Below are 25,258 nucleotides of genomic sequence, written 5' to 3'. Positions count from 1 at the left end.
CTCTGGATCAGATCACACGACGCGGGTCGAGCGCATCGCGCAGACCGTCGCCGATGAAGTTGATCGACAACACGGTCAGGAAGATCGCGGCGCCGGGGAACAGCGCCCAGTGCGGCGCCGAGTCGAGGTGGTCCTTGGCGTCGAACAGCAGGCGCCCCCAGGTCGGGATGTCCGGCGGGAAGCCGAGGCCAAGGAAGGAGAGCGTCGATTCCGCAATGATCGCGGAAGAGACCTCGATCGTCGAGGCGACGATGACCGGACCGAGCGCGTTGGGCAGGATGTGGCGCGTCATCTGGCGGAGCTTGGTCGCGCCCTGGGCGCGGGCCGCCTCGACGAACTCCTTCTCGCGCAGCGAGAGGAACTGCGCGCGCACCAGGCGCGCCACCGGCATCCAGCGCAGCCCGCCGATGACGACGACGATCAGCACGAAGACGCCGCCCTCGACGCCGAACACCGCCTTCAACTGCTCGCGGAACAGATAGATGATCAGCAGCAGCAGCGGCAGCTGCGGCAGCGACAGGAACAGGTCGGTCACCCACATCAGGACGGGGTCGGCCACCTTGCGGGACATGCCGGCGAACGCGCCGATGACGACGCCGACGATGGTCGCCACGATCATCGCGGCGAGGCCGACGGCGAGCGAAATGCGCCCGCCATACATCATCCGCGCCAGGATATCCTGGCCGAGGTCGTCAGTGCCGAGCGGGTGCGCCCAGGACGGACCCTGGAGCTGCGCCGAGAAATCGATGTCGTTGATCGGGATGGGCCAGAACCAGGGGCCGACGACGACGCCGAGGATCAGGAAGGCGAGCACGAAGGTGCTGGCCATGGCGAGCTTGTGCCGGCGGAACCGGCGCCACGTCTCGCGCCCCGGCGAGACCACGGCGGTGGCGGCGGCTGCCGTCACCGTCGGATCAGCTGAAGGAGATGCGAGGGTCGAGCCAGCCATAAAGGACATCCGCGATGAGATTGAACAGGACCACCAGGCAGGCGAAGACGAACGTCACGGCCATGATCACAGGTGTGTCGTTGGCGAGGATCGCGTCGATCAGAAGCGAACCGATGCCGGGGATTCGGAAGATCTGCTCGGTCACGATGGCACCGCCGAAGACGGCGGGCATCTGCAGCGCGACCAAGGTCACGACCGGTATCAGTGCGTTGCGCGTGATGTGCCGCAGCGTGACCGTGCGCTCGCTGAGGCCCTTGGCGCGCGCGGTGGTGACGTAGTCGAGCCGGATGACGTCGAGCACGGCCGAGCGGACATAGCGCGTATAGGAGGCTGCCTGGAACAGGCCGAGCACCATGATCGGCATGATCGCCTGGCGGAACATCTCCCAGTACCAGCGCCAGCCTGTCGCAGCGACGTCGGAGCGGTAGACGAAGGGGAACCAGTCCAGCGTCACCGAGAAGAGCAGGATGAAGAGCAGGCCGGTGAAGAAGGTCGGCAGCGAGAAGCCGACGAAGGCGAGCGTGTTGGCGATCTGATCGAAGATCGAATAGGGCCGCGTCGCCGCGAAGATGCCGACCGGCAGGGCGATGCACAGCGCCAGGATCTGCGAGGAGCCGACCACGAACAGCGTCGTCGGCACGCGCTGCAGGATGAGCTGGTCGACATTGATGCGGCTGGCGAAGGAAAAGCCCCAGTCGCCCTGCACCATGGCCCCGAGCCAGCGCAGATACCGCACCATGATCGGGTCGTTCAGGCCGAAGCTGGCGCGGATGGCCTCGCGCACCTCGGGCGGCACGTTGGGATTCGTCGCCATTTCGGAGAACGGATCGCCCGGCGCCAATGCGAGCACCGTGAACAGGATCAGGCTGATTCCGAGTAGACTTGGAATGGCGATCAGAAGCCGCCGTATCAGATATGTCGCCATCTAGTGTTTTTCTCTTTGCGTGCGCGGCGCCGCCGCGGACTGAACGCCGACTGCAACCAAATCATCCCTGCAGCTGCCGAAGGCCGAGCGATGAGCCGGTGCAAAAGCGCCTCTCGCGGAGATTGTCTCTCCGCGAGAGGCTGTTCGGCACTTAGCTGCGATACCAGGCCGCGAGGTTCCAGGTATCGACGTCCCAACCGGAATGGTCGTGGGAGATGTTGTTCAGGGCGGCCGCCACGCGGGTACGCGAGAGCAGCGGCAGGATGATGTTGGCCTCGCAGAAGATCTCGTTGACCTTGATCAGCAGCGCTGCGCGCTTGGCTGGGTCGAGTTCCTTCTGGGCGGCCTTGTAGGCCTTGTCAGCCTCGGGGTCCGAGTAGCGCGAGACGTTGCGGCCCAGCCACTTGTTCTCCTTGGTCGCGATCTCCCAGGAGGTGAACTGGTTGAGGAAGCGCTCCGGATCGGGCTGCGGCTGCGTCGTGGTGTACATCTCCATGTCGACATAGAGCTTGGTGTAGGTGTCGGGATTGGCGACGTCCGACGAGAAGAACACCGAAGCCGTGACCGACTTGAGCTCAAGGTCGATGCCGGCGCGCTGGCAGGCCTGCTTGATGATGGCCTGGGTCTTCTGGCGCGGGGCGTTGATCGAGGTCTGGAAGACGTATTTGAGCTTCTTGCCGTCCTTCTCGCGGATGCCGTCGGCACCCTTCTTCCAGCCGGCGTCGTCGAGGATCTTGTTGGCCTTGTCGATGTTGAACTCGTATTTGAGCTTGGTCGACTTGAACTGCTTGGGCTCGTTGACGAAGCTCGCCGTGGCGGTGCCGCCGCGGCCATAGATGAACTTCTGGACCGAGTCGCGGTCGATCAGCAGGTTGATCGCCTGGCGCACGGCCGGGTCCGACAGCGTCGGGTGCTTGGTCTTGATGCTCGAGCGTTCGCCATCGACCTCGGTCCACGGGTCGGTCGGGTTCAGGATGATGAACTCGATGTCGCCCGAAGGCACGGCGCTGACCTTGCCGCGTCCGCCGGTCTCCATGCGCTTGAGGACTTCGTCCTCGACCTGCAGGTTCCAGGCGTAGTCGTATTCGCCGGTCTGCAGCACGGCGCGCGCCGCGGAGACTGCGTCACCGCCGCCCTTGACCTCGAGCGTGTCGAAATGCGGCTGGTTCTTGACGTGGTAGTCGGGATTGCGCTCGGCGGTGATGATGTCGCCCGGCTTGAACTCGACGAACTTGTAGGGGCCGGTGCCGATCGGCTTCAGGTTGCCCGGAGCCTCGCGCGACTTGGCGCCGATGTAATCGCCGAACTGATGCTTCGGCAGGATCTGGCCGGTCACGCCGACGAAAGCGTCGGCCCAGAACGGCGTGGCCTCGGGGAAGATCACCTTGACGGTGAGGTCGTCGACCTTCTCGACCTTGATGTCCTTGTAGGCACCGGTGGTGTAGGCGGCGGTCGCCGGATCCCTGGCATATTCCCAGGTGAAGACGACGTCGTCGGCGGTGAGCGGCTTGCCGTCATGCCACTTCACGCCCGGCTTCAGCTTCCAGGTGACGGCCTTGCCGTCCTCCGAGAGGCCGCCATTGGCGCGGGACGGCACTTCGGCCGCGAGCTGCGGAATGAGGTTGCCTTCCTTGTCCCAGCCGGCGAGCGGCTCGAAGAAGATGCGCGAGGCGATCTGATCCTTGGTGCCGGAGGCGAAGTGCGGGTTGAGCAGGGTCGGGGCCTGCCAGAGCAGGATCTTGAGCGGACCGCCGCCGCCGGCCTTCGTCGGTTTGTAGGGCAGCGTGGCATCGGCCATCGCCACACCGTTCCAGACCAGAATCTGGCTCGCGATCGGGGCGGCGATACCGACTGCCGCCATCTTCCGGATGAAGGATCGTCGCGACATCGCGCCACCCTTCACATCCGCGACGAGACCGCGGATTTCCTGCTCATTCATCGGATTGCCTCCACCTAAAAAACAAAAAGTCATCCCCAGCGCTTTCGCGCCGTTTTCTCGTTGATGGGCTCAGCAAGGCATGTGCCAACGAAAGCGTCAACTGTGCAGCGCGGGACGGCCATGTCCCCGTGGCGGCCCCGAACGGCTCGAAACGGGCGCCTTTGCATGAATGTGCCTTCCGCTTGCGGGGGGATCGCAATTTTATGCGGGTCATCCGGTGAAGACGACAGTTTTCTTTCCGTTGAGAATGATGCGGTCCTCCAGATGGTGGAGGACGGCGCCCGCCAGGACGCGCCGTTCGATATCGCGCCCCTTGCGGACGAGGTCGTCGGGCGTGTCCCGGTGCGAGATCCGCTCGACGTCCTGCTCAATGATCGGGCCCTCGTCGAGATCGGGGGTCACATAGTGCGCGGTGGCGCCGATCAGCTTCACCCCGCGCTCATGCGCCTGATGATAGGGCTTGGCGCCTTTGAAGCCGGGCAGGAAGGAGTGATGAATATTGATGCAGCGCCCGGCGAGCTTGGCCGACAGCCCGTCCGACAGCACCTGCATGTAACGCGCCAGGACGACGAGGTCGGTCCGGGTTTCCTGGATCAGCCGCCAGATCTCCGCTTCCTGCTCCATCTTGGTCTGGCGGGTGACCGGCAGGTGATGGAAGGGCAGGTCGCCGAGGTCGGTCGAGGCAATATGCTCGCGCGCGTGATTTGAAACGACGCCGGTGATGTCCATCGGCAATTCGCCGATCCGCCAGCGGTAGATCAGGTCCGCCAGGCAATGATCGAACTTCGAGACCAGCAGCATGACGCGCTTCCTGCGGCTGGCTTCGTGCAGGCTGAGTTCCATCCCAAAGCGCTGGCCGAGCGTGGCGAGCGCTTCGGCGATGGCCTCGTGCGGCTGGCTGCCGTCGAGGCGGTTGAACACGACGCGCATGAAGAACCGGTCGGATTCGGTATCGTCGAACTGCTGGGCGTCGAGGATGTTGCAGCCGGCTTCGAACAGCAGGGTCGAGACGGCGGCAACGATGCCCGGGCGGTTGGGGCAGGAGAGGGTGAGGGTCGAGCTGAGATCGAGCATGGCTGACGCCGCCGGGCTGGCGGCCCTTTCAGGGAAACGATGAAGACAGGGAGAGAGGACGGCTGCGCGCGGCGCGCTGCCGTCAACCTCGGCCGGTCGCACGCCCGAAGGCGGCCGGTTCCGAACGACGCTGTGGCCGGGAAAGGGCCTGGGGTCTCGCGGTCGTCATGATCGTATGGGCTACATGGGCTCGCTGGTCGGGGACCATGCGGGATGAAACACCGCCTTCGGCGCTTTTTGTCAACGCAGGCTTCCGGATCGCCTTGACTCGCTCATGTCGAAAATGGAATGTTTATTCCATTGAGCGGGAGGCCTAAAAAATTCCTGCCGTTTTCCGGGAGCCAGCCACCTTGCCGCAAACCAGTTCGTTCAGCCGTGACCTTCACGGCAAGGCGGCCATTATCACTGGTGCCAGCCAGGGCCTCGGCGAGGCGATCGCGCGCGAATTCGTCGGCCGCGGCCTCAAGGCGGTGCTGCTGACCGGGCGCAATGCCGCGCGCGGCGAGGCCGTGGCGGAAAGCCTGCGCGCCGAGGGCTGCGATGCCCGCTTCCATCAGGTCGATCTCGCCGATCTCGACGCCGTCAGGCGGATCGTCCCGGCCGCCGAGAAAGCCTTCGGCAGGCTCGACATCCTCGTCAACGCGGCCGGCGACACCGATCGCGGCACGATCTTAGACACCTCGCCCGCGCTTTACGAGCGCATCATGGCGGTGAATCTGCGCGCGCCCTTCTTCCTGATCCAGGACGCGGCGGAGCTGATGCGCCGGCACGGCATCGAGGGGGCGATCGTCAACATCCAGTCGATGTCGGCCCATGGCGGCCAGCCCTTCCTCTCGGCCTACAGCGTCTCGAAGGGTGCGCTCGCGGTGCTGACGAAGAACGTCGCCTATGGCCTGATCAAGGACCGCATCCGCGTCAACGGCCTCAATATCGGCTGGATGGCGACGCCGGGCGAGGATGCGATCATGAAGCTGCGCCACGACGCCAAGGACGGCTGGCTCGACGAGGCCGCCGCCGGCCAGCCCTTCGGCCGGCTGATCGATCCGCGCGAGGTCGCCAAGGCCGTCGCCTATCTCGCCTCGGCCGAGTCGGGGCTGCTGACCGGCGCCAACATCGATTTCGACCAGAACATTCTCGGCGCGCACGACTAGCGCTCGGGGCCCATTCGCGGCAGGACGACTGCCGGACGAGACCACAGGACTGAAGACGACCATGAAGATCGGATTGCTGGGCGCCGGCCGCATCGGGCGCATCCATGGGCTGAACGTCGCCGCGCGTGGCGATGCAGAGCTGGTCGCCGTCACCGACGCGATGCCGGAGGCAGCCGCTTCGCTCGCTGCCGCCGCCGGCGCGAAGGCGACGAGCACCGAGGCGATCCTCGCCGACGCTGCCATCGACGCCGTGCTGATCTGCACCCCGACCGACACCCATGCCGATCTGATCGAGCAGGCGGTCTCCGCCGGCAAGGCGGTGTTCTGCGAGAAGCCGGTCGATCTCGACGCTGCCCGGATCCGCCGCTGCCTTGCGACGGTCGAAAAATCAGGCAAGCCGCTGATGATCGGCTTCAACCGCCGCTTCGATCCGAATTTCTCGGCGCTGGAGAAGCGTCTGCGCGCGGGCGAGGCCGGCGCGATCGAGATCGTCACCGTGATCTCGCGCGATCCCTCTCCGCCGCCGGTCGATTACGTCAAGCGCTCGGGCGGGCTCTTCCGCGACATGATGATCCATGATTTCGACATGGCGCGCTTCCTCCTGGCCGAGGAGCCGGTCGAGGTCTTCGCGCTGGGCTCCGCCCTGGTCGACAAGGCGATCGGCGAGGCCGGCGACGTCGACACCGCAGCTGTCGTCATGAAGACGGCCTCGGGCCGCATCGCCCAGATCTCGAACTCCCGCCGCGCGACTTATGGCTACGACCAGCGCATCGAGGTCCACGGCTCGAAGGGCATGCTGCGCGCCGGCAATATCCACGAGACCACGGTCGAGATCGCGACGGGGCAGGGCTTCCGCGCCGACCCGGTGCAGAACTTCTTCCTGGAACGCTATGCCGCTGCCTACCGCGCCGAGCTCGACGCCTTCATCGCCGCCTGCAACGGCAAGGCCGTGGCCTCGCCGACCGGCCTCGACGGGCTGAAGGCCCAGATCCTCGCCGACGCCGCGACCGAGTCCGCGCAGACCGGCAAGCCCGTCCGCGTCGATCTGGAGTCCAAGTGATGGCTGGTGGTTCGATGACCCCGGCGGAACGCGACCTGCGCTATTACGCGGCGCTCGGCCTTGCGGCCGAGGCCAGCCATCTGGCCCTGGGCTATTTCAACAAGCGCGAATCCCTCGGCGTCACCATGAAGGGCGCGCAGGACTGGCTGACCGTCGCCGACGGCAAGGTCGAGGAATTCCTGCGCCAGCGCCTCTCCGTGCTGTTCCCGAACGATTCCGTCATCGGCGAGGAGGGTGGGGGCCAGGCGTCCGACGCGGTCTGGATTCTCGATCCGATCGACGGCACGGCGAACTTCGCCCATGGCGACCGCAACTGGTGCATCTCGATCGGTTTCCTGGCGAACCGCAAGCCCGAGATCGGCGTCGTCGCGGCGCCGGCGCTCGGCGAGGTCTACGCTGCCCGTCGCGGCGCCGGCGCGACCCTGAACGGCGATCCGATCAAGGTTTCCGCCGCCACAGACATCGCCCGCGCCTCGGTCGAGCTGGGATGGTCGACCCGCATGCCCGCGGCGAACTATCTCAAGGTGATCGAGCGTGGCTATGCCGCGGGGGCCGCGATGAAGCGCGGCGGCTCCGGCACCCTCGGCCTCTGCCATGTCGCCGACGGCAGCAGCGATGCCTATGCCGAGCTGCACATCAACGCCTGGGACGTGGCCGCCGGCATCGTCATCGCCAGCGAGGCGGGCGCCTCCATCAACGATTTCTTCGCCGGTGAGGGGATTGCAAAGGGCAATCCCATCCTGTGCTGCACGCCGGAACTGGCTCCGGTGCTCAGGGAGATCACAGGAATCGCTTAGCCGGCGCTGTATTTCATTGATCTTTCGCGGCCATTCGTCTCAGTTTCACGGCAGTCACAAGAACCGGACAGAGAAGCCGGGTTCTTCGATCAGGGAGGTTACCATGTCATCGAAATCCTGGCTCAGGGCCGGTCTCTTCGCCGCCCTCGCCACCGCGGCCTTCGCCGCGACCCCGGCCCGCGCCCAAGGCTCGCTCGTCATGTATTGCGGCGTGCAGGAGGAATGGTGCCGTGCCATGTCGACGGCCTTCGAGAAGGACACCGGCATCAAGGTCGCCATGACCCGCAAATCGGCGGGCGAGATCTATGCCCAGCTCAAGGCAGAGTCCTCCAACCCGCGTGGCGACATCTGGTGGGGCGGCACCGGCGATCCGCATCTCCAGGCGGCGGAGGAGGGGCTGACCCTCGAATACGAGTCGCCGAAGAACGCCGAGCTGCATAGCTGGGCACTCGATCAGTGGAAGGCCGCCAAGCAGCGCTCGGTCGGCATCTACGCCGGCGCGCTCGGCTTCGGCTACAACACCGAGCAGATCAAGGCGAAGGGAATCCCTGAGCCGAAATGCTGGGCCGACCTGCTCAATCCCAAGCTCAAGGACGACGTCCAGGTCGCCGATCCCAACTCGTCGGGCACTGCCTACAACCTGCTCGCCACCGTCGTGCAGCTGATGGGCGAGGAGAAGGGCTTCGATTATCTGAAGCAGCTCCACAAGAACGTCAGCCAGTATACCAAGTCGGGCGCGGCGCCGGCAAAGGCTGCGAGCCTCGGCGAGACCGCCGTCGGCATCGTCTTCATCCATGACGCGGTGGTCTTCGCCGTGCAGGGCGACCCGATCAAGCCGGTCGCACCCTGCGAGGGCACGGGCTACGAGATCGGCTCGATGTCGATCGTCAAGGGCGCGCGCAATCTCGAGAACGCCAAGAAGTTCTACGACTGGGCCCTGACCCCGGCCGCGCAGGCGCTGGCCGCTCCCGCGAAGTCCTATCAGGTGCCCTCGAACAAAGCCTCGCCGGTGCCGGCGCAGTCGCCGAAGATGGATCAGATGAAGCTGATCAACTACGACTTCGTGAAATACGGCTCCTCGGCCGAGCGCAACCGCCTGCTCGCCAAGTGGGACAAGGAAGTCAAGGCGCTCCCGAAGTAAGGCGCGTCTCTCCGGCGTGTTTCCGGATGATCTCGGAAACACGCCGTCATCCCGGGCTTGACCCGGGATCCATGCCTGAACCTCCGCCGGATGCGCTCCGGCATGGATCCCGGATCTCCGCTTCGCTGCGTCCGGGATGACGCTGGAGGTTCGGGCGCAGGACAAGGGCAGGGCTCTGAAAGCCGGGGCAACCGGTTCGGGCCAACGGAAACTGTGAGGGCAGGGCAAGCATGGCACCGGCGACGCGACTCGTGCTGCTGATCGGCTGGCTCGGCTATGCGCTGATGCCCTGGTATCTCGTCGAGGGCATGAGCCTGACGAGCTGGGGCTGGCTCGGCGAATATCCGTTCGGCAAGGCCGGGAGCGCGCTGGCGCTGGCTCTTTCGGGTCAGACGCCCTGGCTTCTGCCGGTCGGCGTCGCGCTCGCGGCGGCGACGCTGTTCTGGGGCAGCCAGGACCGGCAGCGCACGGCGCGCGTTCTGGTCTGGGCGGGCCTGCTCGGCATGGTCCTGTTCTTCGCCCAGGCCTTCTCCATCGTCCTGAAGGACCAGGGCATTTCCTGGCTTGCCGCCCTGCTCGGCGGGGCCGGCGCCGCCCAGCGCGGCATCGGCGGCGGCGCCTTCCTCACGCTGCTGTCGCTGCTCTTCCTGCTCTGTCACGGCCTCGCCTATCGCGGCGTCTGCCGCGGCGATCTCTTCACCGTCTCGACGATCGGCCTCGTCATCCTGCTGATCGGCGTCTTCATCTTCTTCCCCGTCTCGATCATCCTGAAGAGCGCGCTGGTCGACCAGAGCGGCGCCTTCGCGCCCTCGGCCTTCATCGAGCGCTTCCTCGATTCCTCGATCTGGGGGCTGGGCTGCGTCACCAGCAACACCAATTGCGGCGTCGCCTGGAACACCCTGGTCCTCGCCGTGCTCTGCGGCGTCATCACCACGCTGCTCGGTCTCGCCTGCGCGCTGCTCATCCTGCGCACCGGCATGCCGGGCAAGCGCATCATGCGCGCGCTGACGGTGCTGCCGATCATCACGCCGCCCTTCGTCATCGGCCTCGCGCTGATCCTGCTCTTCGGCCGGGCCGGCGCCTTCTCGACGCTGCTCTACGAATGGTTCGCGATCCCGCGCTCGCGCTGGCTCTACGGCCTGCCGGGCGTGCTCCTGGCGCAGGTGCTCGCCTTCGCGCCGATCGCCTTCCTCGTGCTGATCGGCGTGGTGCAGGGCATCAGCCCAAGCCTTGAGGAAGCCTCGCAGACGCTCGGCGCCAAGCGCTGGCAGACCTTCCGCACCGTGACCTGGCCGCTGCTCAAGCCCGGCATCGCCAACGCCTTCCTGCTCGGCTTCGTCGAGAGCATGGCCGATTTCGGCAATCCGCTGGTGCTCGGCGGCAATTTCGAGGTGCTCTCGACCAAGATCTTCTTCGCGGTCGTCGGCGCCTCCTACAATCAGGGGCAGGCGGCGGTGCTCGCGATCGTGCTGCTCGCCTTCACGCTCGGCGCCTTCTGGGTGCAGCAGCGCTGGCTCGGCGGAAAATCCTACACGACCGTGACCGGCAAGGGCGATGCCGGCCTGCCGACGCCGCTGCCGCGCCGCATCACCTGGCTCTCCGTTGCCGTCATCGTGCCCTGGGTGGCGCTGACGCTGGTGATCTACGTCGTCATCCTGATCGGCGGCTTCGTCCGCAACATGGGCCGCGACTTCACGCCGACGCTGCAGCACTATCTCACCGGCTTCGCCATCGACTTCAGCAACGGCATCTACTTCCAGGGCTCGGCCTGGCCGTCCTTCTTCACCACGATCAAGGTCGCGGCGATCTCGGCGCCGCTGACGGCGGTGATCGGCCTACTCACCGCCTATCTGCTGACGCGCCAGCGCTTTCGCGGCCGCGGCGGGCTGGAATTCGCGACGATGCTCTCCTTCGCCATCCCCGGCACGGTGCTCGGCGTCGCCTATATCCTCGCCTTCAACGTGCCGCCGATCGAGATCACCGGCACGGGGCTGATCCTCATCATCGCCTTCGTCTTCCGCAACATGCCCGTCGGCGTCCGCTCCGGCATCGCCGGCCTGTCGCAGATCGACAAGAGCCTGGACGAGGCTTCGACCACGCTGCGCGCCCGCAGCTTCACCACGCTCTGGCGGGTCGTGCTGCCGTTGCTGAAGCCCGCGCTGGTCTCGGCGCTCGTCTATTCCTTCGTCCGTTCGATGACGGCGGTCAGCGCGGTGATCTTCCTGGTCTCGGCCGAGTACAACCTCTCCACCGCCTATATCGTGGGGCGCGTCGAGGCGGGCGAATTCGGCCTCGCCATCGCCTATTCCTCGGTGCTGATCGTCTTCATGGCGCTCGGCATCGGCCTCATCCAGCTCGGCGTCGGCGAGCGCAAGCTCGGCCGCCGCAAGCTCATCCCGCTGTCGAGTTCGGCTGCCGAGCCGCTCAAGCCAGGAGTAGCCGCATCGTGAAGGCCGGTCCCGCTTCCGTCGAGTTCCGCAACGTCTCCATGCGCTACGGCGCGGTGACGGCGGTCGACAATGTCAACTTCACCATAGAGGCCGGCCAGCTCGTCACGCTGCTCGGCCCCTCCGGCTGCGGCAAGACCACGACTTTGCGCATGATCGCCGGGCTCGAGATCGCCAGCGAGGGCCAGATCCTGATCGGCGGCAAGGACGTGACCAAGCTCTCGGCGGCTGACCGCGACGTCTCCATGGTCTTCCAGTCCTATGCGCTGTTCCCGCATATGAGCGTGCTGGAGAACGCGGCCTATGGCCCCACCGTGAAGGGCCTCGGCAAGGAGCAGGCGAAGCAGATGGCGCTGGAGAAGCTGGCGCTCGTCGGCCTCAAGGGCTTCGAGAACCGTTACCCGTCCGAGCTTTCCGGTGGCCAGCAGCAGCGCGTCGCAGTGGCGCGCGCCCTCGTGCTGGAGCCGCAGGTCCTGCTCTTCGACGAGCCGCTCTCCAACCTCGACGCCAAGCTGCGCCGCCGTGTGCGCGAGGAGATCCGCGAGCTGCAGCAGGATCTCAACCTGACCGTCGCCTACGTCACCCACGACCAGGAGGAGGCGCTTGCCGTCTCCGACCGCATTATCGTGATGTCGAATTCGCGGATCGCGCAGGAGGGCGCCCCGCGCGACCTCTACGAGCAGCCTTCCAACGCCTTCGTCGCCGACTTCATCGGCGACGCCAATCTGGTGGATGTCACGGTGAAGGCGGTGGCCGACGGCCGCGCCGATGTCGGAATCGGCTCCGCCACCGTGTCGCTGCCGGCGCGCGGGCTCGGTCCCGGCCCGGCCAAGGTGGCGATCCGGCCGGAATCGCTGCTGCTCGGCGAGACCGGTCTGGCTGGCTCCCTGCCGGGCACGATCCGCAAATGCGCCTATCTCGGCAATCACCTCGACATCATGGTCGAGACCGAGGTCGGCGAGCTTTTCGTGGTGCAGTATGGTGCCCGCGAGCTGCTGGAGCAGGGCGCTCCGGTCGCGGTTTCCTTCGCGAAATCGGGCGTGACGTTGATTCCGCCGGCCTGAAGGCCGCCAGACGCAGGAAATCGCTCACATATGCGGCAGGAATCTGCCGCATTCTCAGCACTTTCACTGCTTATATCTGTTGAGTTGGCTAATCAAAAACTGTTAGATTCAGCCTGTCATCGTCACCTGAATCGGGAAAAGACCGCACAAAAATGGCCACGGGCGAGAGCGCAACCAATATCCTGATCCATCTGGCCGGTGGCGTCGCGCTGCTGATCTGGGCGGTCAGATTGGTGCGAACCGGCGCGATGCGCGCCTTCGGCTCGCAGCTCAGGCATGCCCTGCAGAGCTTCACGCGCAATCGCTTCGCTGCGTTCGGCAGCGGCGTCGTCGTGACCATGGTGCTGCAGAGCTCGACGGCCACGACGCTGCTGGTCTCCTCCTTCGCCGGGCAGGCGCTGATCGGCTCGGCCATGGCGCTCGCGGTGCTGCTCGGCGCCAATCTCGGCACGGCGCTCGCGGCCTTCGTCATCTCGATGGATCTCGGCTGGCTCTGGGGCCTGTGCATCGCCATCGGCGTCGCCATGTATCTGTCGAGTGAGGCGATGGAGCGGCCGCGCAATATCGGCCGCGTGCTGGTCGGCATCGGCCTGATCCTGCTGTCGCTGATCGAGCTGAACACCGCGGCGGCGCCGCTCGCCCAGTCGCCGACCTTCCGGGTCATCCTCGGCGCCATCGGCAGCGAGCCGCTGCTCGCCGTCCTCGTCGCCGTCGCCGCGACCTGGATGGTGCATTCCAGCATCGCGGTCATCCTGCTGGTCGCGACCTTCGCCGCCTCCGGGCTGTTCCCGCCGGCGACCGCGCTGACGCTGGTGATCGGCGCCAATCTCGGCAATGCGCTGATCCCGGTGCTGGACCAGCTCGGCGCGCCCGCCGCCCAGCGCCGCGCCGCTGTCGGCAACCTGCTGACCCGTCTGTTGCTGGCGCTCGCGGTCATTCCCTTCGTCGGCCCGCTTTCGGCCTGGCTCACCAGCCTGCCGATGACCGGCCAGCGCTTCGCCATCGAGTTCCATGTCGGGCTGAATCTGGTCGGCGCGCTGATCTTCCTGCCCTTCGTCGGGCCGATCTCCGCCCTGGTCGAGCGCTTGATGCCTGGCAAGCAGGAGAAGGCGGAAGCCGTGGCGCCGCGCTATCTCGACCCCAACGCCCTCGACAGCCCGACCGAGGCGCTTGCCGGCGCGATGCGCGAGGCGCTGCGGCTGGGCGACCGCGTCGAGGCCATGCTGCGCGACACGATGACCCTGCTGGAGAAGGACGAACTCAAGCTCTCCCGCGCCATCGCCCAGGCCGATGACGGCGTCGACACCATCCACGAGTCGATCAAGCTCTATCTGGTCAAGGTCTCGCGCAACGAGCTGACCGAGGAGGAGAGCCGCCGCCTGTTCGAGATCATCACCCTGATCACCAATCTCGAGCATATCGGCGACATCATCGACAAGAACCTGCGCGAGCTCGCCGAGAAGAAGATCCGCAAGCGCTACGCCTTCTCTCCCGAGGGGCTGGCCGAGATCCGCGATTTCCATCAGCGCGTCGCCTCGGCGCTGGCGCTGGCGCTCAACGTCTTCGCGACGCGCGACCTCGTGCTCGCCCGCCAGCTCTTCGCCGACAAGGCGGCGATGCGCGAGGCCGAACGGCGCGCCACCGACAGCCATTTCCAGCGCCTGCGCTCGGGCCGGCCGGAATCGATCGAGACCAGCGCGATCCATCTCGACATCATCCGGGACCTCAAGCGCATCCACGGCCATATCGTCTCGATCGCCTATCCGATCCTGGAGAGCGCCAACGAGCTGCGCGAGAGCCGCCTGCGCGAGACCAAGGAAGCGGCGCGCAATCGCGAGACGCCGGCCGTGCTCATCCCCGCCCCGCATTCGGGCGGGTGAAGGTCGTCCGACCCCCTCAGCCCTCATCCTGAGGAGCAGCCGGAGGCTGCGTCTCGAAGGATGTTCGAGACAGCGGGGGAGCCTCCTGAAGCATCCTTCGAGACGCCCGCTCACGCGGGCTCCTCAGGATGAGGGCTGGAGGAAGCGCACGCTACCGCGGCGCGGCGAGGATGATCGCGGCCCCGGCGAGGCAGATGACGCCGCCTGTCAGGTCCCAGCGATCCGGCCTCACCCCTTCGACCGCCCAGAGCCAGCCGAGCGAGGCGGCGATGTAGACCCCGCCATAGGCGGCGAAGGCCCGCCCGGCCGCCGCGCTCTCGACCAGCGTCAGCAGCCAGGCGAAGAGCCCGAGCGACAGCATCCCCGGCAGCAGCCACCAGATCGGCTTGCCGAGCCTGAGCCAGCCCCAGAAGGCGAAGCAGCCGGCGATCTCGAAGAGTGCGGCGCCGATATAGGCGGCGATGGTCGGCATGGCGGTTCTGGTGGGCTTTTCGAAGCGAGGGCGCCAGTCTAAAGCGTTAAGCCTTCGAACGGAAACATGCCGTCATCCCGGACAAGCCGCGTGAGCGGCGCCGATCCGGGATCCATGCCGGAACATGTCCGAGGAACCTTCAGGCATGGATCCCGGGTCTTCGCTTCGCTGCGCCCGGGATGACGCGCCCAGATGAGAACAGGGCTGCGGTGGAAAAGCCGATACGTAACATCGCCATCATCGGCGCCGGCCCCGCCGGGCTGATCGCCGCCGAGCGGCTGGCCAGTGCCGGGCATCGGGTCACGATTTATGAGCGCATGGCCTCGCCGGCGCGCAAGTTCCTGCTGGCCGGGCGCGGCGGCCTGAACCTCACCCATTCCGAGCCGTTTGAAGCCTTGCTCGGCCGCTATCGCGAGGCGAAGGACTGGCTGGAGCCGGTGCTGCGGGCCTTCCCGCCGCAGGCGCTGCGCGGCTGGGCCGACGGACTCGGCGCCGAGACCTTCGTCGGGTCGAGCGGTCGCGTGTTCCCCCGTGCGATGAAGGCCTCGCCGCTGTTGCGCGCCTGGCTGCGGCGGCTGGACGGGCTGGGGGTGAGGCTGGCATCGGGCCGGCTCTGGACTGGCTGGGACGAGGCGGGAGCGCCGACCTTCAAACTCGCTTCCGACGAAACCGAAACGATCCGGCCCGATGCGGTGTTGCTGGCGCTGGGCGGTGCGAGCTGGCCGCGGCTCGGCTCCGATGGCGGCTGGGTGCCGCTGCTGGAAGGGCGCGGCGTTGCTGTCTCCCCGCTCCGGCCGGCAAATGGTGGCTTCACGGTCGCCTGGTCGCCGCTGATGCAGGAGCGCTTCGCCGGGCAGCCGCTCAAGCGCATCATCATTCGCTTCGGCGGCGAGGAAGCCGCCGGTGAAGCGATGATCGATGCGGATGGTATCGAGGGCGGTGCGATCTACGCGCTCTCGGGTCCGATCCGTGAGGCGATCATGCGCGCTAGCGTGGCCGAGATCACGATCGATCTGCGGCCCGATCTCGCGGTGGGCGATATCGCCGCACGCCTCGCGAAACGCCGCAAGGGCGAGACGCTGAGCAATCATCTGCGCAAGGCCGCTGGCCTCGCGCCCGTCGCTGCCGCCCTGATGCGCGAGTCGGCGGGGACCGCGCTGCCGACGGAGCCGGACAGGCTGGCGGCGCTGATCAAGGCGGTGCCGCTGCGCCTCGATGCGCCCATGCCGATCGCGCGCGCCATCTCGACGGCCGGCGGCATCGCCCGCGACGAAGTCGATGCCGGCTTCATGCTAAAGCGCCTGCCGGGCGTCTTCGTCGCCGGAGAGATGCTCGACTGGGAGGCGCCCACCGGCGGCTATCTGCTGCAGGCGAGCTTCGCGACGGGCGTGGCCGCGGCGGCTGGAATCGACGATTGGTTGCGCCTATCCGGCCCGAATGGTTGAACCTCGGCTTCCCCTCGGCGTTGCTTCAGCATGGAAGCAGGGAGTGTCGTGGGATGACCATGAGGGGAGCGGCTGCGATGCGGCATGTCGACCTCACGCCGCCTGAATCCGTCGCCAAGGCGGCCGCGAAGGGCCTGAGACTGCGCCAGAGGTTCAACCGCGGCGGGACGCAGATCGGTGTGGCCAGGACCCGCGATCTCAGCCACCGCAGGCCCCTGAGCGAGGAAACCGTGCGTCGCATGGCGAGCTACTTCGCCCGCCACGCTGCCGACTGCCAGGCCAAGGGCTTCGGCGACAAGGACAATCCCTCGGCCGGCTGGGTCGCCTGGCTGCTCTGGGGTGGCGACGAGGGCCGCGCCTGGTGCGAGCGCAAGAAGGCGGAGCTCGACCGGGCCGACGAGGGAGGCGAGCAGAAGCGCCCGTGATGCCCGCTCATCCCGTGGCGCTCAGCCGGCGCGCGAAACTGCGCCCGCCATCTGCTGTCGAGATTTCGCCGACGCGCGCCAGCGGGATCAGGATGTCGCGTATGGCACGCTCGACCTTGCGGCCTTGCCGGAAGCGCGCGGCGATTCCGGCGGCGTCGAGCGCGGTCGCGGCACAGGCCAGGGCCGAGAGCACGCCGGCCACGCGCTCCACCGGGTCGGTCGGGAAGAGCGGCCGGCCCGCGCCTCCCGGCAGCGTCGCGACCAGCTCTTCCGCCTCGATCTGCTCGCCGCCTCGGCCGGCATCGCCGAAGCGCGGGCGCTGATAGTCCGGTCTCAGCCAGCGCACCATGCCACGCCCCTCTTCCTGCAGGCGCTGCCGGTTCAGGGCGACGAGCCGCGCCAGTACCTCCTCGCCCGCCAGATCGGCCGGCCAGCCATAGGCGGCGGCGACCGCGGCATCGATGGCGTCGTGATGCTCGTCGAGGATCAGCACGAGCCCGCGGTCGCGGATATCGCCTTCGGCCGTCGTCAGGGTGCGCCCGGCCCGGATCGCCTCGCGCACATTGTAGAGCTTGGTCAGGGTGAGATCGGGATGATCGGCCAGCACCTTTTTGCGCAGGGCATCCAGTTTCTCGGCAGGTCGGCGGATGGCTTCCTTCTGAAGCTCGGCCGCATCGGGGAAAGGGAAGGGGTCGAAGCAGCGGGATTTCGAGTAGCGCGGGCGATCTTCCAGTGTCGCGCCTTGCGCCAGACACCAAGCGACGTGGATGCGCGACGACAGCACGCCGAGATGGAACGCATCGGACAACGCCACCGCGACCAGCATGTTGTCGGGCAGGATCGACGCGTCGAGGAACTGGAAGACACGGTGCTTCGCGGTCTCGACCGTGGCGATATAGCGCTGGAGCGGGGCGAGGGCGGGGCGAATTTCATCGCGTGTTCGTCCGAAGAGCCACCATCGCGCTTTGATGTCGGCATCTCTGTTGCGGTCCCGCTCCACCTTCACCGTCCGGAGCAGATGCTGATAGATCTCGGGGTACTGTTCCCGGACATGGTCGGACCGGAGTCCATGGAGATCGATGACCATCGCGCCTCGTGGGCGGGCCATGAGGTCGCGGCCGTTGCGATAGATGCGGATGTGCTCCTCCAGGCCCGCCCTGCGCCCGAGCCCGAGCGCTTCCGCTTGCTGGGGTGACACAATGAACCCCTTGCCGAACAACATCATGCCGCGTGAACTGAGCCCGACATTGGCCTGAAGGCCCATGGCTTGGCTCGTATCGGCTCCCACCGTCAGATCGGAATTGATCCGCCCCTCGCGCGCACTCAATTCGATCTGCGGTTGATCGGTGTCGAGAGCAGCTTCGGAGAGGGTTTGGCAGAGCCTTCCATGACGCTCGCCTGCCTGCGCCACCGTCATCGCGATGCGTACCGCGGCGGTGTCCTTGCCGGCCTTGGTCCAGGGATGGTCGGGGATCGCCATGACCAGCGAGAGCGGCCGTCGCGCCGTCAGATGCCGCTCGATCGTGCGGCGCTGGAAGAGTTGCGTGATCGAGTTGGTGGTGACGAAGCCGAAGCGCCGCAGGCGCGTGCCGGGCTCGGTCAACAATTCGGCGGCCCGGTTCCACCAGTACATCACGAAATCTGCGCTCTCGTTCATCTGCGGATGCGTCGCCCACAGCGCCTCCGCGTAGACGTCGGTGAGTCGGCTGCGCAGATCCTTGCCGCCGATGAAAGGCGGGTTGCCGACGATGAACTCGGCCTCCGGCCATTCCGGGCGGCGTGGATTCGGCAGGAACTCCCTGCCATTGCGCCAGTCCGGGATCGGCCAGTTGTCCCACGACAGAACGGCGTCACGCTTGTGGATGTGGTTGAGCTTTTCGAGGATCGGTTCCTTGGGAGCGAAACCGCGGGTGCGGAAATGCCATTGCAGATGACCGATCCAAAGCACGAGATCGGCAATGGCGACAGCGCGGCGATTGATCTCCATGCCGAGGAACTGGTGCGGACCTACCGCATGTCGCGCAAAGCCGCCGAGTGCTTCGGCACTGCCGAGCTCACTTGCGGCGTCGAGCACCTCGCCTTCGAGCTTCTTCATCAGCTCCTGAGCGACGTGCAGGAAGTTCCCGGTTCCGCAGGCCGGATCGAGCACGCGTGTCCGGCACAGGGCTTCGTGAAAGCTCTCGACCAGCGCCAGTGCCTTTTTCGCGTCGCCGCCATCGCGCGCCTGCTGGGCGGCGGCGAGCACCGCCCGCCAGTCGTCCCGCAATGGCCCGATCACCGTCTCGACGACGAGCCGCTCGACATAGGCGCGCGGCGTGTAATGGGCGCCGAGCCGGGCGCGCTCCTTCTCGTCCAGCGCCTGCTCGAGCAGCGTGCCGAAGATCGCGGGCTCGACCTCCTTCCAGTCGTGCTCGGCCGCGGCCAGCAATTCGCCGATCTCCTCGCGCCCGAGGGGGAATACCTGCGCATCCTCGTAGAGCTTGCCGTTGAAGCGCTTCATCCGCTCGCGCACCGAGGTCGAGTAATGCCCCTTGTCCATCGCCTGCCAGAGCTCCGAGACGAGCGGCAGGAAGGATTCGGGATCGTCGCGGCATTCGCGCAGCAGCGTCTTGAAGGCGTCCTTGCGGATCAGCCCGACATCCTCGGCGAACATCGTGAACAGGCAGCGCATCAGGAAGAGCGCGACTTCCTCCGGGTCGTGGGCGCGCTCCAGCGCTTTGGACACTGCCGCCAGCCTCTCGGCGATGGCACGGGTGACGCGCGCCGCACGGCGGGTCGGGTCGAGCGAGAGCGGGTCGGTCCAGACCATCGCGATGCGCTGGCGCACGGCCTCGTCGCGGAGATCGTTGAGATAGACGCGGTAGCTCTGCCGGTCTGGGAACTGGACGTAGTTCTTACCCTGCCCGGTGAAATCGGCGTAGAACTCGAAGCAGTGGCCGACGTCGCAGACGATCAGGAAGAGCGGCCAGCCATGCGAGGCCGGCAGGGCCTTGGCATAGTCCTCGGCCTGGCGCCTGGCGTTGAGCATCAGCACGTCCCAGGCGCGATCGGCGCCGCGCCGGCCGCGCGGCCCGGCCGGCTCCGCAAAGGGCAGGACCCCCTGCGCCGGCAATATCTCCTTCGCCTGTCCCTTCAGCCGGCTCTGCTTGGCTTCGAGGACGAAGGCACCCTTTCTGTAGAGGTCGACGCGCCCCGTGCTGTGCCCGCCCTGCCCGTCGGGAAAGCGCACGGGGTATTCGAAACGATAGGTCACCGCGCCGGAATCGCTGGTCGGCGGCTGCGGCGGCTCGACGCCGATCAGCCGGCAGAGCTCGCTGAGGAACTGCGCATAGGCGGCGCGCTCCGCTCCCTCCGAGACCCGCCAGCGGGCGATGAAGGTCTCGATTTCATCGCCCGCCGGCACGGACCTACCCCTCAATATGGTCCGTCCTTTTGGTTGTTCTCGGCCACTATATACAACTTAAAATAGCAAGATGCCCCCCTGTCAACTCCTGTCACCAATCGCGCGGGCGAGGCGCCGCACCCTCTCGCATCCACAGCCGTTCCGCCCCATATTGCGGCCATGCCGAAAAGCTCCGACACCACCGCGACCAAGCCGAAAGCCGCGAAGAAGCCGTCTTCGGCCCGCACGCCGAACTCCAAGGCGTCGAAGCCCGAGCTGAAGCCGCTCGAGGGCTATCTCGCCGATCTGCTGAACCCCGCTATCAACCGCGGAACGGCGGTGCCGGGCGGCGCTTCGGGCTTCAAGGATGTGCCGCAGGCCGGCTACGAGGTTGAAGCGCGCCCGGGCGATGGCGATATCAGGCCGAAGAAGAAGCTGTCGAAGAAGGCGGATGCCGCCTTCGCCGGCGCCGAGGGGGCGGCGGCCGCGACCGCGACGTCGCTGCAGCATCTGCTCGAAACCGGCAGTCCCTTCATCGATCCGGGCAAGGCCTGGACGCCGCATCGCCCGCCGCGCCCCGAGAAGTCGGAAGGCGGCATCGCCTTCACGATGAAGTCGGACTTCTCCCCGTCCGGCGACCAGCCGACCGCGATCGCCGATCTCGTCGACGGCATCCGCCGGCAGGAGCGCGACCAGGTGCTGCTCGGCGTCACCGGCTCGGGCAAGACCTTCACCATGGCGAAGGTGATCGAGGAGACGCAGCGCCCGGCGCTGGTCCTCGCCCCCAACAAGACGCTGGCCGCGCAGCTCTATGGCGAGTTCAAGAGCTTCTTCCCCGACAACGCGGTCGAGTACTTCGTCTCCTATTACGACTACTACCAGCCGGAGGCCTATGTCCCGCGCTCGGACACCTATATCGAGAAGGAATCCTCGATCAACGAGCAGATCGACCGCATGCGCCACGCCGCGACGCGCTCTTTGCTCGAACGCGACGACGTGATCATCGTCGCCTCCGTCTCCTGCATCTACGGTATCGGCTCGGTCGAGACCTATACGGCGATGACCTTCTCGGTGAAGCTCGGCGAGCGCATCGAGCAGCGCCAGCTCATCGCCGATCTCGTCGCCCTGCAATACAAGCGCACCCTCGGCGATTTCGCCCGCGGCACCTTCCGCGTGCGCGGCGACGTGATCGAGCTGTTCCCGGCGCACTATGAGGACCGCGCCTGGCGCATCGGCCTGTTCGGCGACGAGGTCGAGAGCATCAGCGAGTTCGATCCGCTCACCGGCCAGAAGACCGGCGAGCTCGAATTCATCAAGGTCTACGGCAATTCGCACTACACCACGCCGCGCCCGACGCTGACGCAGGCGGTGAAGTCGATCAAGCAGGAGCTCAAGGCCCGCCTCGACGAGCTCAACCGCATGGGCCGCTATCTCGAGGCGCAGCGGCTCGACCAGCGCTGCACCTTCGACATCGAGATGATCGAGGCCACCGGCTCCTGCAACGGCATCGAGAACTATTCGCGCTATCTCACCGGCCGCAAGCCGGGCGAGCCGCCGCCGACGCTGTTCGAATACCTGCCCGACAACGCGCTGGTCTTCACCGACGAGAGCCATGTCTCGGTCCCGCAGATCGGCGCCATGTACAAGGGCGACTTCCGCCGCAAGGCGACGCTGGCCGAATACGGCTTCCGCCTGCCCTCATGCATGGACAACCGGCCGCTGCGCTTCGAGGAGTGGGACGCGATGCGGCCGCAATCGGTGCATGTCTCGGCCACGCCCGGCAGCTGGGAGATGGAGCAGACCGGCGGCGTCTTCACCGAGCAGGTCATCCGGCCCACCGGGCTGATCGACCCGCCGGTCGAGATCCGCCCCGCCAAGCACCAGGTCGCGGACCTGCTCGACGAGGTCAAGGAGGTCACGCAGAAGGGCTACCGCACCCTCGTCACCGTGCTGACCAAGCGCATGGCCGAGGACCTCACCGAATACCTGCACGAGAACGGCGTGCGCGTGCGCTACATGCACTCGGACATCGACACGATCGAGCGCATCGAGATACTCAGAGACCTGCGCCTCGGCGCCTTCGACGTTCTCGTCGGCATCAACCTGCTGCGCGAGGGCCTCGACATCCCCGAATGCGGCTTCGTCGCCATTCTCGACGCCGACAAGGAGGGCTTCCTGCGCTCCGAGACCTCGCTGATCCAGACCATCGGCCGTGCCGCCCGAAACGTCGACGGCAAGGTCATCCTCTATGCCGACCACGTCACCGGCTCGATGGAGCGGGCGATGGCGGAGACCAACCGCCGCCGCGAGAAGCAGGTCGCCTATAACGAAGAGCACGGCATCACGCCGCAGACGGTGAAGAAGAACATCGGCGACATCCTCGGCTCGGTCTATGAGCGCGACCATGTCACGGTCGACAAGGGGCTGGTGGCGCCGGCCTCGGGCCACAACCTCAAGGCCGCGATCGCCGATCTCGAGAAGCGCATGCGCGAGGCCGCGGCCGACCTCGAATTCGAGACCGCCGCGCGGCTGCGCGACGAGATCAAGCGCCTGCAGGCGACCGAGCTGGCGATCTCGGACGACCCGCTCGCCCGCCAGAGCGATGTCGAGGCCAGCGCCGGCAAGTACAAGGGCGAGCGCAGCTACGGATCGAGCGCCAACCTGCCGCCGACAAAAGCCTCGCCGGCAGGCGACGGCGTCTACAAAAGCCGCGCCCGCAAGCCGACGGACGAGGACATGGGCCCGCATAATCTCGGCGGCGGCGAAGGCCGGCCGAAGCGCGGCGCCGCGCCCGAGCCCCTGGCCTCACGCGCCCGCAAGCCGACGCTGGACGAGATGGGCCCGGTGCCGGAATCGCGGCCGAAGGGGGCGGGGGAGCGGAGAGGGCGGAGGCGTGCTTAGCTAATTTTTTGAAGGATCATTTCTTTCGAGAGATAAGATGCTTCTGAACGAATTCCCTGTCGTATATAAATATACGAGCCACGGATCTGCCGAGTTAATTATTGAAAATCGTTCGCTTCGCTTCGGTAGACCAACCGAAATGAACGATCCTTTTGATGCCTATATCGATGACCTGTTTGACAGTTCATTGAGGGAGCGGCATCGAGATGCTGCTATCGCTATAGTTGATATGATCGAACATGATCCCGCAGCGCTCGCGCGCTGTTTAGGGTTGCCATTCGAAGAAGTGGCAGAAGCGTCATCAACAATGAGGGCGGGTACTCAAGGGCAGCGTGACGAGCTTCTCGCTCTGGTTACCTCGACAGTCGTCGAAGAATTGTATCCGCAATTGAAGGCGGAGCGCGACGCGCTGGAAATCCAACGACGAGCATTAATTGCCCAGCTTCGCGATAGCGGGATTTTTTGCGCGACGCAGCGCAAAGACAACCTTCTAATGTGGGCGCACTATGCAGAGCAGCATCGAGGGGTCGTTTTTGGTTTTAGACCAGATCCCGCTGTGGACTCGTTTTTGTGTTTGCTCGGACCAGTCATCTATAGCGCTTCTCGACCGAGTTTTTACGACCCGATCGACCCGCTTAAGGGCGCTCGTCCCAAACCAGAGGATATGCGAGCTTTCAATCGGTATTTGACCGCAACAAAAGGCCCGGAATGGGCTTACGAAGAAGAGCTACGTCTCGTTGTCCCGTCGCTTATTCCAGAGGGGCAATCAGCGACTTTCTTGCCGTTTCATCCCCATGAGTTGGTGGAATTATACCTCGGCCACCGGTTTGCCGCAGAGCGTCAGGATGAAATAGTTACTGCTGCGCGGTCGTTGAATAAAGATGTGACGATCTTTAAGGCAAAGCTCGCGAAGGGTGCGTATGCACTAACCTTTGAACGTATCGTGTAAATGGCGTCTCACCTGCCCTGACCGTCCCCTCCACCTTCGTCTACCCCTCACGTGATCTCGGACGCTTCCTGCTCGATGCGCTCGATGAGTGAAGCACGGGGAATTCCTCTCCCGGGTGGGACAGGGCGGGGGTGAGGGACCGCCGATCATCATCGAGGCCAACGGGGCCGCCGGAAACCGCACACCCTCATCCGGCGCTCCGCGCCACCTTCTCCCATCCGGGAGAAGGAAAGGGGCGTTGAGGTTCGCGTGCTATGCCGCATTCATTTTGAGGCGAAATTTCGCGATCGACGGGTGAACTGCCCTATTGCTTGGCACGATTAGACAAGAACTTGGCAGTGTTTGACACGGACTCCCGACTTCTCTGGCGATATATAGATGGCCCCAATTGAGCGGAGGCCGATGTGACATTGCTGCAGTTTTCCTACTTTATGATTGCGCTTTCCTATTTGGTTGCTGCGGTCGCGCTCAATGCGGGCCACTAGTCGCTGGGCGCAGTCGCGTCGCAAAACATGGATGCCCCGAGCGACCTGAGCCACGACCGAGTGGGCATCACCTTTCCTCCCGCCATGACCGTCTCTTCCGCCTTCGTCTAAGCCTCGCGCGATTTCGAACGACCTCGATGCGCGCGCTGAAGTGAGGCGCGGGAACCCTTCTCCCGTGTGGGAGAAGGGCAGGGATGAGGGACTGCCGCTGCCGATGAAGGCTCGGCCTATCCGCCTATTGCTGTGCGGATGGTGGCGAGGACATCGTCTCGGCTATCCATGACCTCGGCATTGCTGAAGCGCACAAGCTTGAACCCGTGCCGCTCGATTTCCGCGGTCCTTACCGCATCATAATCGCGCTCCCAGCTGTGCTGGCGCCCGTCGATTTCGACGATCAGTTTTCGATCAATGCAGATGAAATCGACCGTATAGGCGAGCAGGGGAACCTGACGGCGGAATTTCAGCCCATCGAGCTGCCGATTGCGCAGTAAAGACCATAGGGCGTCTTCCTGCCGGGTGGAGGGCTGTCGAAGCTGCCGGGCGAATTGGCGCCGTTCGCTGGTCATTGGCAGATGTTGAACGGACTCGCTTCCGCGATCAACGGCGGTCCCTCACCCCTGCCCCTCTCCCATTCGGGAGAGGGGTTCCCCGCGCCTGGCGGTCGCTGTCGAGAAAACTTATCCCCGCCCGCCCGGCCCATGCCTATGCTCGGCCCACCTCATCCCCGAGGGGCGGCCATCCGGAGGTATGCCAGTGGCGGGGTGAGGTCGGC

General features: G+C 65.9%; 18 protein-coding genes. 11 read left to right on the top strand and 7 right to left on the bottom strand.

The window, feature by feature from the left end:
- Positions 1–7 precede the first annotated feature (7 nt).
- The 4 genes from AB4Z10_RS26600 to purU all read right to left on the bottom strand — a co-directional run bounded on the left by AB4Z10_RS26600 (position 8) and on the right by purU (position 4,887).
- Positions 8–949 (bottom strand): ABC transporter permease, encoded by a 942-nt coding sequence (locus AB4Z10_RS26600; protein ID WP_441473414.1) that lies wholly within the window; start codon positions 947–949, stop codon positions 8–10.
- Entirely contained in the window at positions 915–1,874 is a 960-nt protein-coding gene (locus tag AB4Z10_RS26595) for an ABC transporter permease (protein ID WP_441473413.1), read from the bottom strand. The genes AB4Z10_RS26600 and AB4Z10_RS26595 overlap by 35 nt, the downstream gene beginning before the upstream one ends.
- 151 nt (positions 1,875–2,025) lie before the next feature.
- Entirely contained in the window at positions 2,026–3,813 is a 1,788-nt protein-coding gene (locus tag AB4Z10_RS26590; RefSeq protein WP_441473412.1) for a peptide ABC transporter substrate-binding protein, read from the bottom strand.
- A 210-nt stretch (positions 3,814–4,023) separates the two neighbouring features.
- On the bottom strand, positions 4,024–4,887 hold the full coding sequence (gene purU, locus AB4Z10_RS26585; RefSeq protein WP_441473411.1) for a formyltetrahydrofolate deformylase: 864 nt from the start codon (positions 4,885–4,887) through the stop codon (positions 4,024–4,026).
- Positions 4,888–5,237: 350 nt separating this feature from the next.
- Between purU and AB4Z10_RS26580 the strand changes: the two genes are divergently transcribed.
- The 7 genes from AB4Z10_RS26580 (at position 5,238) to AB4Z10_RS26550 (ending at position 14,427) form a co-directional block, all read left to right on the top strand.
- On the top strand, positions 5,238–6,038 hold the full coding sequence (locus AB4Z10_RS26580; RefSeq protein WP_441473410.1) for an SDR family oxidoreductase: 801 nt from the start codon (positions 5,238–5,240) through the stop codon (positions 6,036–6,038).
- 61 nt (positions 6,039–6,099) lie between these two features.
- Positions 6,100–7,098: an inositol 2-dehydrogenase gene (gene iolG, locus AB4Z10_RS26575; RefSeq protein ID WP_441473409.1), complete on the top strand. Its 999-nt coding sequence runs from the start codon at positions 6,100–6,102 to the stop codon at positions 7,096–7,098.
- On the top strand, positions 7,098–7,895 hold the full coding sequence (locus AB4Z10_RS26570) for an inositol monophosphatase family protein (protein WP_441473408.1): 798 nt from the start codon (positions 7,098–7,100) through the stop codon (positions 7,893–7,895). The genes iolG and AB4Z10_RS26570 overlap by 1 nt, the downstream gene beginning before the upstream one ends.
- Positions 7,896–7,998: 103 nt before the next feature.
- Positions 7,999–9,036, top strand: a complete 1,038-nt coding sequence (locus AB4Z10_RS26565) for an ABC transporter substrate-binding protein (protein ID WP_441473407.1) — start codon at positions 7,999–8,001, stop codon at positions 9,034–9,036.
- A 230-nt stretch (positions 9,037–9,266) separates the two neighbouring features.
- Positions 9,267–11,486, top strand: coding sequence for an ABC transporter permease (locus AB4Z10_RS26560; protein WP_441473406.1), 2,220 nt, complete (start codon positions 9,267–9,269; stop codon positions 11,484–11,486).
- A complete protein-coding gene (locus AB4Z10_RS26555; protein ID WP_441473451.1) occupies positions 11,480–12,547 on the top strand; it encodes an ABC transporter ATP-binding protein in 1,068 nt (355 codons plus the stop codon). The genes AB4Z10_RS26560 and AB4Z10_RS26555 overlap by 7 nt, the downstream gene beginning before the upstream one ends.
- 152 nt (positions 12,548–12,699) lie before the next feature.
- Positions 12,700–14,427, top strand: a complete 1,728-nt coding sequence (locus tag AB4Z10_RS26550) for a Na/Pi cotransporter family protein (protein ID WP_441473405.1) — start codon at positions 12,700–12,702, stop codon at positions 14,425–14,427.
- A 151-nt stretch (positions 14,428–14,578) separates the two neighbouring features.
- Here the strand turns inward: AB4Z10_RS26550 and AB4Z10_RS26545 are convergent, their stop codons facing one another.
- Positions 14,579–14,899 carry a YnfA family protein gene (locus tag AB4Z10_RS26545; RefSeq protein ID WP_441473404.1) on the bottom strand — a complete coding sequence of 107 codons (321 nt, stop codon included), beginning with the start codon at positions 14,897–14,899 and terminating at the stop codon, positions 14,579–14,581.
- Positions 14,900–15,078: 179 nt separating this feature from the next.
- On the opposite strand from AB4Z10_RS26545, the gene AB4Z10_RS26540 reads away from it, so the two are divergent.
- Together AB4Z10_RS26540 and AB4Z10_RS26535 are read left to right on the top strand one after the other, a co-directional pair.
- A complete protein-coding gene (locus AB4Z10_RS26540) occupies positions 15,079–16,344 on the top strand; it encodes a BaiN/RdsA family NAD(P)/FAD-dependent oxidoreductase (RefSeq protein WP_441473403.1) in 1,266 nt (421 codons plus the stop codon).
- A 53-nt stretch (positions 16,345–16,397) separates the two neighbouring features.
- Positions 16,398–16,769, top strand: a complete 372-nt coding sequence (locus AB4Z10_RS26535; protein ID WP_441473402.1) for a hypothetical protein — start codon at positions 16,398–16,400, stop codon at positions 16,767–16,769.
- Between the two features lie 7 nt (positions 16,770–16,776).
- Here the strand turns inward: AB4Z10_RS26535 and AB4Z10_RS26530 are convergent, their stop codons facing one another.
- Positions 16,777–20,172, bottom strand: coding sequence for a class I SAM-dependent DNA methyltransferase (locus AB4Z10_RS26530; protein ID WP_441473401.1), 3,396 nt, complete (start codon positions 20,170–20,172; stop codon positions 16,777–16,779).
- A 159-nt stretch (positions 20,173–20,331) separates the two neighbouring features.
- Between AB4Z10_RS26530 and uvrB the strand changes: the two genes are divergently transcribed.
- A complete protein-coding gene (uvrB, locus tag AB4Z10_RS26525; protein ID WP_441473400.1) occupies positions 20,332–23,052 on the top strand; it encodes an excinuclease ABC subunit UvrB in 2,721 nt (906 codons plus the stop codon).
- A gap of 37 nt (positions 23,053–23,089) precedes the next feature.
- Entirely contained in the window at positions 23,090–24,001 is a 912-nt protein-coding gene (locus tag AB4Z10_RS26520; RefSeq protein ID WP_441473399.1) for a DUF2971 domain-containing protein, read from the top strand.
- A 712-nt stretch (positions 24,002–24,713) separates the two neighbouring features.
- Here the strand turns inward: AB4Z10_RS26520 and AB4Z10_RS26515 are convergent.
- Positions 24,714–25,052: an endonuclease domain-containing protein gene (locus AB4Z10_RS26515; protein ID WP_441473398.1), complete on the bottom strand. Its 339-nt coding sequence runs from the start codon at positions 25,050–25,052 to the stop codon at positions 24,714–24,716.
- Between the last annotated feature and the right edge of the window lie 206 nt (positions 25,053–25,258).

Source organism: Allobosea sp. RAF48, from assembly GCF_052114025.1.
GTDB lineage: Bacteria > Pseudomonadota > Alphaproteobacteria > Rhizobiales > Beijerinckiaceae > Allobosea.
Note: the sequence above shows the minus strand (reverse complement) of the source record. Positions and strands in the feature narration are given on the sequence as shown.